At 73.8% G+C, this 9,518-nt stretch carries 10 protein-coding genes; 5 read left to right on the top strand and 5 right to left on the bottom strand.

Annotated features, from left to right (window positions below):
* The first annotated feature begins 266 nt into the window (after nt 1–266).
* The gene (locus tag AB0N31_RS29260) at nt 267–1,544 is read left to right on the top strand and encodes a hypothetical protein (protein WP_366061447.1); all 1,278 of its coding nucleotides are present in this window, start codon (nt 267–269) and stop codon (nt 1,542–1,544) included.
* 164 nt (nt 1,545–1,708) lie between these two features.
* Entirely contained in the window at nt 1,709–2,242 is a 534-nt protein-coding gene (locus AB0N31_RS29255; RefSeq protein ID WP_366061446.1) for a DoxX family protein, read from the top strand.
* A 69-nt stretch (nt 2,243–2,311) separates the two neighbouring features.
* Here the strand turns inward: AB0N31_RS29255 and AB0N31_RS29250 are convergent, their stop codons facing one another.
* Both AB0N31_RS29250 and AB0N31_RS29245 read right to left on the bottom strand, forming a co-directional pair.
* On the bottom strand, nt 2,312–2,563 hold the full coding sequence (locus tag AB0N31_RS29250) for a hypothetical protein (protein WP_366061445.1): 252 nt from the start codon (nt 2,561–2,563) through the stop codon (nt 2,312–2,314).
* On the bottom strand, nt 2,550–3,968 hold the full coding sequence (locus AB0N31_RS29245) for a PspC domain-containing protein (RefSeq protein WP_366061444.1): 1,419 nt from the start codon (nt 3,966–3,968) through the stop codon (nt 2,550–2,552). Before AB0N31_RS29245 ends, AB0N31_RS29250 begins: the two co-directional genes overlap by 14 nt.
* 143 nt (nt 3,969–4,111) lie before the next feature.
* On the opposite strand from AB0N31_RS29245, the gene AB0N31_RS29240 reads away from it, so the two are divergent.
* A complete protein-coding gene (locus AB0N31_RS29240) occupies nt 4,112–5,434 on the top strand; it encodes a PspC domain-containing protein (protein WP_366061443.1) in 1,323 nt (440 codons plus the stop codon).
* Nucleotides 5,434–6,174 carry a response regulator transcription factor gene (locus AB0N31_RS29235; RefSeq protein WP_366061442.1) on the top strand — a complete coding sequence of 247 codons (741 nt, stop codon included), beginning with the start codon at nt 5,434–5,436 and terminating at the stop codon, nt 6,172–6,174. The genes AB0N31_RS29240 and AB0N31_RS29235 overlap by 1 nt, the downstream gene beginning before the upstream one ends.
* 10 nt (nt 6,175–6,184) lie before the next feature.
* On the opposite strand, the gene AB0N31_RS29230 is transcribed toward AB0N31_RS29235, so the two are convergent.
* Nucleotides 6,185–7,255 (bottom strand): NlpC/P60 family protein, encoded by a 1,071-nt coding sequence (locus AB0N31_RS29230; protein WP_366061441.1) that lies wholly within the window; start codon nt 7,253–7,255, stop codon nt 6,185–6,187.
* A 478-nt stretch (nt 7,256–7,733) separates the two neighbouring features.
* Here AB0N31_RS29230 and AB0N31_RS29225 point away from each other — a divergent pair, with 478 nt between their 5' ends.
* Nucleotides 7,734–8,087: a hypothetical protein gene (locus tag AB0N31_RS29225; RefSeq protein WP_366061440.1), complete on the top strand. Its 354-nt coding sequence runs from the start codon at nt 7,734–7,736 to the stop codon at nt 8,085–8,087.
* Here the strand turns inward: AB0N31_RS29225 and AB0N31_RS29220 are convergent.
* Entirely contained in the window at nt 8,065–8,217 is a 153-nt protein-coding gene (locus AB0N31_RS29220; protein WP_366061439.1) for a hypothetical protein, read from the bottom strand. The two genes, AB0N31_RS29225 and AB0N31_RS29220, sit on opposite strands and share 23 nt — an antisense overlap.
* A 143-nt stretch (nt 8,218–8,360) precedes the next feature.
* A complete protein-coding gene (locus AB0N31_RS29215) occupies nt 8,361–9,494 on the bottom strand; it encodes an NlpC/P60 family protein (RefSeq protein ID WP_366061449.1) in 1,134 nt (377 codons plus the stop codon).
* Nucleotides 9,495–9,518 lie beyond the last annotated feature (24 nt).

Raw genomic sequence — 9,518 nt, 5'->3', positions numbered from 1 at the left:
TCGGGGCGACCCTCCGCCTTGCGATCGCACGCACCAGACGCCGCCGGGCCTGCCCTTCGGGCAGACGACGCTACTTTCGAAACACGCCCTAGCCGGGTCGACACGGCGGGCCCGGATTCACCCGCGCCGGCCCGACCTGCCGGAGCGCGGCGGTGTGCCGTAGGGCACAATTCGCTGTCGGCGCGGGGGAGTTGTTCACAGGGGCGGGGGCCGGTTCTCACCGGGGCCACCAGCCGTACGGGTAGTGGGGAAGGCGGGCGTCGGCAGTGGCGGTGCAGGAGGCGGGGCAGGGCGCGGAACCGGGCGCGCACGACGGGGGCTGTGCCTGCGGGAACTGCCCTCACGGGGCGCGCGAGGGGCACCGGCGGGCGGTCGCCGCCTTCCTGGCGAAGCGCGACGAGTTCGCCGCCGGACAGGGCCTGCCTGCCGCCGTCGCCCACTCGGCGTCCGCCTCCCGCCAGTGGGTGTCGGAGGAACTGGCCCAGTCCGCCGAACTCGTCGCCGAACGCGGCCGCGCCGAGGGCGAGTCCTGGCTGAACCGCGTCCGGCTGCGCACGGCCTGCACGGTCGGGGCCGCGGTCGTCGCCCTGCTGCTCGTGCAGTCCCTGACCGCGATCGGCGCCGGCTGGACCACGGCCCGCACCGCCGGACTGCTCGCCGCGCTGCTCGTCGGCGGCGCCCTGACCGCCGCCTCCTGGTTCCACCGGACGCGCGGCGGGGCGCTGGCCCCCGTGATCGGCGAGGACAACCGCCTGTCCACCTCCCGTACGGTCGCCGCCGCCTGGGTGCTGTTCGTGGTGTACGCGGTACTGGTCCTGGTGGGCAGGCTGGCGGCCGCGTCCGGACCCGTCGAGCGCGACGCCCTGATCTCCGGACTCGACCTGGCGCGCGGCGCCGGCGTGGTGACCGTCCTCGCGGTGGTCTGCGCGATCGCCGTGCTGGTGCGGCGCGTGGTCGGTCTGCGCGTCCTCGGCCAGCGGCTCCAGAAGGTCCGCGCGCCCCGGCCCCGCGCCGCCGACCTGTTCACCGACGACGCCGGCCGCGGCACCTTCGCCGACATCCAGTACGTCGTCATCAGCGCCGTCGCCCTGGCCTTCGCCGCCGTACGCCTCGCCCGCCGTCCCGACCAGCTGCCCGACCTGCCCTGGGGCCTCGCCGTGGTGGTGCTGGTGTCGGCCGCGACCTACCTCGCCGGGAAGTACGCCGAGGGCGGGCGGCCCGTGATCCTGTCCGTCGTCCGCTCCCGCGAGGCGGGCGACCTGGACGCCCCGATCCGCACCGGTGACGACATCGAGATCCGCGGCGCCGGATTCGTGCCGCCGGGTGCACAGACCGCCGACCGCCTCTCCCGCATGGTCGTCCGCATCGGCGCCGTCCACGTCCATGTGCCCCTCGTCCCGGTCACGGGCGGCTTCAGCAACCCCACCGACGCGGTCCTCACCGTCCCGGTCCCGGTGGAGGTCGAGCCCGGCCGGGTGGAGGTACAGGTGGTCACCGCGGCCGGCGTGGAGACGAACCGCTACGCGATCGACGTGACGGACTGAGACGGGCGGGGCCCGGCCTTGCGGGGCCCGAATGCCCAGGGCCCGAACACCCAGGGTCCGCAAGAGGTGTTCGGCGACCTGACCGACCATTGAGCGCACCGCCCCCTCCGTACGTATGGTTTGTCGAGGGCTCCACCACTGCGGGCGACGGGCGGCTACGGGCGATGACTCACGGCAGGCGGACGGACACGCACTCCCTCCATCGCGACGGCGGCCGCGGCAGTCGGCGGGACACCGCCACCCGCTACGCCCTCCTCCCGCTCCGGATCTTCCTAGGCGTCACCTTCGTCTACGCCGGCCTGGACAAACTCACCGACGGCGCCTTCCTCAAGGACAGTGGCGCCGGCTCGATCGGCGACACCATGCGGGCCGTACGGGACTCCTCGGCCATCCCCGCCCTGGTCGACCTCGCGCTGAAAAGCCCCACCGGCTTCGGCTACGCCATGGCCTTCGGTGAACTCGCCGTCGGCATCGGCACCCTTCTCGGCGTCCTCGCCCGCCTCGCCGCCCTCGGCGGCGCGCTGATCTCCCTCAGCCTGTGGCTGACCGTGAGCTGGGCCTCCGACCCGTACTACTACGGCAACGACCTCGCCTACCTCATGGCGTGGCTGCCGCTCGTCCTCGCCGGTGCCCCGGTCCTCTCCCTCGACGCCGCCTGGCACACCAGGAGGCGTCAGCGGTCCGGAGGCTTCCTGTAGGCCGTGCCGCCCCCGGCACGGCCCCCTTCCGGGGCAGTTCCTCCGCCGGCCCTGCTCCCGCTTCCGAGGTCAGCTTCCCGCCGGCCCCGCTCCCGCGCCCCGTTCCGCGGAGGCATCCGGCTTTCCGTCCCGGTGTCCGCGGATCGCGCGGGCCACGAGGCCGGTGACGGCCGCCAGACAGAGACCCGCCACGACGACGGGTATGACGGTGAACCAGGGCGTCTCCCAGTGACCGCCCGCGTCACCCGCGTACATGACTCCCGCGAGGACGAAGGCGGAGCCGGCGACCAGCCGGCCCGGCCGGAACTCATGACGCAGCACGGGCCACCTCCGCCTGTCCCGCCCCGACCTGGAGGTCGAGGTCGATCGTCCCGGTGTCCTTGCCGCCGGAGACGGGGGACAAGGTCACCTCCTTGTGCTTGCCCGGCTCCACGTCCACGTCCTTCTGGTCGTCACCCGGCAGTCGGATGTCGCCCAGGCCCACGTCGATCCGGACGGTCACCGTCACGTCCGGCGGCACGATCACCCGCAGCCGGCCGAGTCCCACCTCGGCGTCGGTGCTCACCGTCTGTCCCTTCGCGGGCCGGAGCCGGGAGAGGTCCAGGGTGGCGTCGCCGGTGCCGAGGTCGTAGCCCTCCCGGACGTCCGCCACCGCCGTGGGCCGCCATGTCGTGTCGACCCAGCGCGTGCCGACGTTCTTCGGCACGGTGGTCGAGCCGGCGAGCAGACCGGCCGTGACGATCGCCAGGAGGACCGACCCCGCGCCGGTGCGCCCCAGCAGCGAGCTGACCGCGATCCCCGTGCCGAGCACGACCAGCGCGACGGACAGGCCGGCCTGGAGGCTGGTGCCCAGCGGGTGCTCGTCCCAGGCGAGCCGGGTCGCCAGGCCGCCCGCGAGCAGCGCGAGCAGGAAGGACCAGCCGCCGATCCAGCGGGGACCCCGCGGCCGGGGCGCCCGGCCGTACGGGGCGCTTATCGCCTCGCGGGTGTGCGCGTGCCCGGTGAGGTCCACGTCGATCGAGGACACGAAGTCCGGGGCGTCGGAGCTTCCGGGGCCCCACAGGTATCCCGTGCCGCCGTCGTGTGTGCCGTCCTTCACGATCGGGTCGCGCCACCAGGACGGGTACGCGGCCGGGACCGGGGGCGCCTGGGCCTCCGGCGGGGCGTCGGCGACGGCCTGGGCGGCGAGCGGGTCGGCGTCGGAGGCCTCCCGGTACCGCGACCAGTAGCCGGCGCCGGCCAGCAGGAGGGAGAGGACGACGGCAAAGGTGAGCACACCGCCGTTGTTGAGCATCGACAGGAACACCCCGCAGCCCACCAGCGCGAACAGCACGGCCGCGAGGGCCTGGCCGTCGACCCGGCCGGTCAGCAGCTTGCGCACCTCGTTCTGGCCGTCGTCGGTGTAGGGGACGAAAAGCCAGGCGAAGCCGTAGAAGATGAGGCCGATGCCGCCGGTCGCGGAGAGCACGGCCAGCGTGATCCGGAAGATCACCGGGTCCATGTCGCACTGCCGCCCGAGGCCCGCGCACACGCCGGCGAGCATCTTGTGCTCGCGGTCGCGGCGGAACCGGTGCGGGGGACGCTCGGCGAGGCCGGGGCCGCCGCCGGGGTGGGAACCGGGGCCGGGCGCCGACGCCCCGCCGTGGGCGCCGGCGGGCGGGATGGCCGCGTCGGGTGCGCCGCTCCCGTCCGGTCCGGTGCCCGCGGCGTGCTGGTGATCCGTCATGAGTCCATGGTGGCGGGCGAGCGGCCCCGGCGGCAGTCGGAACGACCCTGGTCGGACCCTGATATCGGCCCTGAGCCGCCGCCCGGGACGCGTGCGACGTGCGGGGCCGTCGAAGATCAGGGGCGTCTCGGGGGCGAACCCTGATGCCCGGGACCTGCGGCCGTGTGACCATCGTTGGCATGCCGGAAGCCGCAGCAGCGCCACTCGTCGAACCGCGGCCGCCGCGCAAGCTCTACCGCAGTGGCGACGGACGCTGGCTGGGTGGTGTGGCGCGGGGGCTCGCCGGACATCTCGGGCTGCCCGTGATCTGGGTGCGGCTCGTGTTCGTCGGCCTGTTCATGGCGGACGGCCTCGGCGCCCTGCTCTACGCGGCCTTCTGGTTCTTCGTGCCGCTCGGCATCGGCGGGGTCGGCGACCAGCGGCCCCCCTCCTTCGTCGCCACCGGGACCGCGCCCGACGGCCGCCGCAGACTCGTCGCCCGCAAGCCCGACAAGGGCCAGATCGTCGCCCTGCTCCTCATGGTCGTCGTCGCCATGGTCTTCGTCGGCAATGTGAACGTGGGCAGTGGCGCCAAGGCCTACCTCCTGCCCGCCGTGCTGGTCGGGGCGGGGGTAGCCCTCGTCTGGCGCCAGGCGGACAACGCCCGGCGGGCCCGCTGGGTCGAGGTCGGCCGCCGACGCCGTACGCTCACGCTGCTGCGCGCCGGCGCCGGTGTCCTGCTGGTCACCGCGGGCGTCTCCGGCATCTTCGTCCTCCAGGGCTCCGCCGCCCACCTCGGCTCGGTCCTGCAGGCGGCCCTCGCCGTCCTGGTCGGCATCACCCTGCTCGCCGGGCCCTATCTGGTGCGCATGACGCAGGACCTGTCCGAGGAGCGACTGATGCGCATCCGCGCACAGGAGCGGGCCGAGGTCGCCGCCCATGTGCACGACTCGGTGCTGCACACCCTGACCCTGATCCAGCGCAACGCGGAGAACGCGGGCGAGGTGCGCCGCCTCGCCCGCGCCCAGGAGCGCGACCTGCGCACCTGGCTGTACAAGCCGGAGGGCACCGGCAAGGACGAGGCGGACGAGCCCACCGCCCTCGCCGACGCGGTCCGGCGCCACGCCGCCGAGGTGGAGGACAAGCACGGCGTCCCCCTGGAGGTCGTGGTCGTCGGCGACTGCCCGCTCGACGAGCGGCTGACCGCGCAGATGCAGGCCGCGCGCGAAGCGATGGTGAACGCCGCCAAGTACGGTGGCGAGGGCGGCGCCGTACAGGTCTACGCCGAGGTCGAGGGCAGGACGGTCTTCGTGTCCGTCCGGGACCGCGGTCCCGGCTTCGACCTCGATTCGATACCCGCCGACCGGATGGGCGTCAGAGAATCGATCATCGGCCGCATGGAGCGCAACGGCGGCACGGCGCGGCTCCGGGCGGTCCCGGGCGGCGGCACGGAGGTCGAGCTGGAGATGGAGAGGGCGGAGAAGTGATGAGCGACCCGACCGAGACGAACGGCACGACGGGGGCGGCCCCGGCGGCTGCGCCCGCGCACGGCGAGGGCGGCACCGGACGGCACGTGCGGGTGGTCCTCGTCGACGACCACCGCATGTTCCGCACGGGCGTGCAGGCCGAGATCGGCCGGACCGAGGAGACCGGTGTGGAGGTCGTGGGCGAGGCCGCCGACGTCGACCAGGCGGTCACGGTCATCACCGCGACCCGGCCCGAGGTCGTCCTGCTCGACGTGCATCTTCCGGGCGGCGGCGGCGTCGAAGTGCTGCGCCGCTGCGCCCCGTTGATGAGCGACGCCGAGCGGCCCGTGCGTTTCCTCGCTCTGTCCGTCTCGGACGCCGCGGAGGACGTGATCGGCGTCATCCGCGGCGGCGCCCGCGGCTACGTCACCAAGACGATCACCGGCACCGACCTGGTCGACTCCGTCTTCCGCGTCCAGGAGGGCGACGCGGTCTTCTCGCCGCGGCTCGCCGGGTTCGTCCTGGACGCCTTCGCCTCCACCGACGCCCCGCCGGTCGACGAGGACCTCGACCGCCTCACCCAGCGCGAGCGCGAGGTGCTGCGCCTCATCGCACGCGGTTACGCCTACAAGGAGATCGCCAAGCAGCTGTTCATCTCGGTGAAGACGGTCGAGTCCCACGTCTCGGCGGTGCTGCGCAAGCTCCAGCTGTCCAACCGCCACGAGCTGACCCGCTGGGCGACGGCCCGACGGCTGGTGTGACGGGGGAGCCTCAGACCACCCGGGTGGCCCCCGCGTACGGCATCTCGTCGATCGGTGCCACGCGCACCGGGGCCGACGGGTTCGGGGCGTGGATCATCCTGCCGCCGCCGATGTAGAGCCCGACATGGGTGATGCCGGGGTAGAAGAACACCAGGTCGCCCGGCCGGAGTTCGGAGCGGGAGACGCGGCGCCCGGCGTCGATCTGGGCGTACGTCGTGCGGGGCAGGGAGACGCCCGCCGAGCGGTAAGCCGCCTGGACCAGGCCCGAGCAGTCGAAGGCGTGCGGGCCGGTCGCCCCCCACACGTAAGGGCTGCCCAGCTTGGCGTAGGCGTAGGAGACGGCCGCCGCCGCGCGGGAGCCGGTCGCGGTGGCCGCGCCGGGGGCGGGCAGGTCGGCACGGGCTCCCGCCGAGGTCCGTGAGGCACGGGTATCCGTCCCGCCGCCCGTGTCCGCGGTGAGCCGCGCCCGTTCCTCGGCCGTGAGCCGGTTCAGCAGGCGCCGCGCCGCACCCAGCTTGTCGGTGATCGTCTTCTTGTGCCGCTTCAGCTCCGCCTGCCGCGTCTTGAGTGAGGTCAGCTGGACGCGGGCGGCGCCGCGCAGCTGCTCGATCTCCCGCAGCTGCCTGCCGACCCGGGTGACGGCGGCGGACTGGCGGTCGCCCGCCCGTTCGGCGAAGGCGGCGTTGTCGAGGTACTGGTCGGGGTCGTCGGAGAGTGCGAGCTGCACCGCCTGGTCGAGGCCGCCGCCGCGGTACTGCGCCGCGGCCATCGTCCCCAGCGCCTCGCGGGCCGTGTTGAGCCGGGCCTCCTTGCGCGCGGCCTCGTCGCGCAGCGTCTCCAGGCGCCGTTCGGCGGCCTTCGCCTTCTCCTGGGCGCCGTTGTACTTCTCGGTGGCGGCCTCGGCCTCCTGGTACAGCTTGTCCACCTTGGCCTTCACCTGTGCCGGGGTGGGGTTCGGCTCGGCGTGCCCGATCCCGTCGAAGGCGGTCGCGCCGGCCACACCGGCGAGGGCGATGGTCGCCGCCGCGCGGGCCGTGTGGCCGCCGGCCGAACGCTGACGGGGCTTGCGGTGCGCTGCCACGTGGGACTGCACGTCCTTTCGTCGACCGCCTCGTCGGTACGGCCGCCGGGGACCGGGGCCGCGGGGACGGGCCTCGGCCGCCGGGGGGAGCGGACGCACGGCCGCGCGGTGCGGCTGACGCGCCCGGCGACGCCCGCACGGGGGAGCGGAACGCCGCCGGACTCTCGGCGGTGGTGTCCGGCTGCCGCCCCGGGCCGGGCGGCGGTGGGAAGCCGGTCACCTGGGGGAGGACGCTAAGCCCGTTCGGGCCGGTCCGGTGACGCGATGTACGGAAGTGACAGGAGCGGACTGCCGGGTGACCGGAAGTGGCCCTACCGCCGGTCCCAGGTCGTCGACTTCACGCGGCGGGCCGACCGATGCGGTGAATCCGGGGCGCCCCGGAGCGGCACGCTGCTATGCGGCGCGCAGGTGCCCGAGGGGGCGGTGGGTGCGGGCCGGTGTCGGGAGGTGTCCGGCCCGGTGGCTAGCATCCGGCCTCATGGACCTACTCATCCACCTCTTCGTCGGCCTGCACATCGTCGGCATCGCCGCGCTGCTCGGCGGTTTCCTCACGCAGCTGAAGGCGATGGGGCAGGGCACGGCCCGCTTCGTCCCCGCGATGCTGCACGGTGCCGCGACGATGCTGGTCACCGGCGTGATCCTGGTCGGCCTCAACCAGGCGGACGACCAGGCGGTCAACAACATCAAGATCGGGGTGAAGCTGGCCCTGCTGATCGTGATCCTCGGCCTCGTCTACGTGAAGCGGGACGACGAGCGGGTGGAGAAGCCCCTGTTCGGCCTGGTCGGCCTGCTGACCGTGGCCAACGTCTTCATCGCGGTGCTCTGGACCTGAGCGACGCCCGCCCGTCCGCGACCGCGCCCGCCGCGACGGCCGGCCACGCCGCCACCGCGACCCACAGCAGCACCTCCCCGGAGCCCTGCAGCCACGGCACGCCGACGACGGCGACCCACAGCGTCGCCACCGCCGTCATCCCAGGGGGAACACGGTCACCCGGCGGCGCGTCCGGTGCGGGGCACGCCGCCGATGCCAGGGAGCGTACGGAGGTTTCCCCAGGACGCGCGCGGGGGCGCAGGACGACGCCCGCCCCCGCGCGCGGCACTCCCGTCAGGCCGGGCGCACCACGCTGTGGATCGACGACTCCCCGTCGTAGTAGATCGACTCCTCGCGCACGTACGCGCCGGGCTTCGGGGCGTGGATCATCATGCCGTTGCCTATGTAGATGCCGACGTGGGTGACGTCGGCGTAGAAGAAGACCAGGTCACCGGGTTGCGCGGCGGAGAGGGAGACCGTCGTGCCGGCGTTCACCTGGTCGTAGGTGACGCGCGGCAGGGAGACGCCGGCGGCCTTCCAGGCGGCTTGGGTGAGACCGGAGCAGTCGTAGGAGTCCGGACCGGTCGCACCCCACACGTACGGCTTGCCGATCTGCGCGCGGGCGAACGCCAGCGCCCTCTCGGCCTTGGTGGCGTACGAGGAGTCCGTGGACGTGGAGGGGGACGACGAGGGCGTCGACGTGCCGGTGCCCGCCGGATCCGACGCGCCGGCGCTCTCCTGCTGCGCGGCCGCCGTCTGCGCCGCCTGCTGCTCGGCCAGCTCGGCGGCCTTGCGGGCGGCCTCCTGCCGCTTCCGCTCCTCGATCTTCGCCAGTCGCGCCTTCTCCTCGGCCGTCAGCTGCGACAGCAGCGCGCGGGCGGAGCCGAGCTTCTTCTGGACGGCGGCCTTGGCGGTCCTCAGGTCGTTCTGCGAGTCGGTCAGCGTCCGGAGGCTCTGGGAGGCCTCCTGGCGCTTCTTCATCGTCTCCGCCTGGTCGGCGAAGTAGTCGTCGACCGCGCCCTTCTGGCGGTCGGTCACCCGCCCCATCAGCTGCGTCTGGTCGAAGTAGTCCTGCGGGGAGTCCGCGAGCAGGAGGGTCGCCGTGTCGGGGGCGGAGGCGCCGGTGCGGTACTGGGCTGCGGCGTAGGTTCCCAGCTCCTCGCGCGCGTCGTTGAGCTTCTGCGCGCGCTGCGCGACGTCGTCGAGGAGGGTGTCGACCTTCTTGCGCTGCTTGGTCGCCTTCTCCTTGGCGGCGTTGTACTTCTCGGTGGCCGACTCCGCCTGGCGGTAGAGGTCGTCGACCTTCTTCTCGACCTCCTCCAGGCTCGGCCTGTCGTCGGTGGAGGGGGCGGCGGTGGCCGTCTGCGAGAGCAGGGCCACCGAGGTGAGGGCGGCGGTGGCGAGAGCGGGCGTACGGATGCCTGCCATGCGCGTGCTCGCGGGACGCGGCTT

It is taken from the genome of Streptomyces sp. NPDC051051, assembly GCF_040682975.1.
In the GTDB taxonomy this organism is placed as follows: Bacteria; Actinomycetota; Actinomycetes; order Streptomycetales; family Streptomycetaceae; genus Streptomyces.
This window is presented reverse-complemented; position numbering and strand designations above follow the sequence as displayed.

Coding starts and splice junctions, on each gene's coding strand:
- AB0N31_RS29255 (WP_366061446.1), top strand. CDS start 1,709: ATGACTCACGGCAGGCGGACGGACACGCACTCCCTCCATCGCGACGGC.
- AB0N31_RS29215 (WP_366061449.1), bottom strand. CDS start 9,494: ATGGCAGGCATCCGTACGCCCGCTCTCGCCACCGCCGCCCTCACCTCG.
- AB0N31_RS29240 (WP_366061443.1), top strand. CDS start 4,112: ATGCCCGGGACCTGCGGCCGTGTGACCATCGTTGGCATGCCGGAAGCC.
- AB0N31_RS29225 (WP_366061440.1), top strand. CDS start 7,734: ATGGACCTACTCATCCACCTCTTCGTCGGCCTGCACATCGTCGGCATC.
- AB0N31_RS29235 (WP_366061442.1), top strand. CDS start 5,434: ATGAGCGACCCGACCGAGACGAACGGCACGACGGGGGCGGCCCCGGCG.
- AB0N31_RS29245 (WP_366061444.1), bottom strand. CDS start 3,968: ATGACGGATCACCAGCACGCCGCGGGCACCGGACCGGACGGGAGCGGC.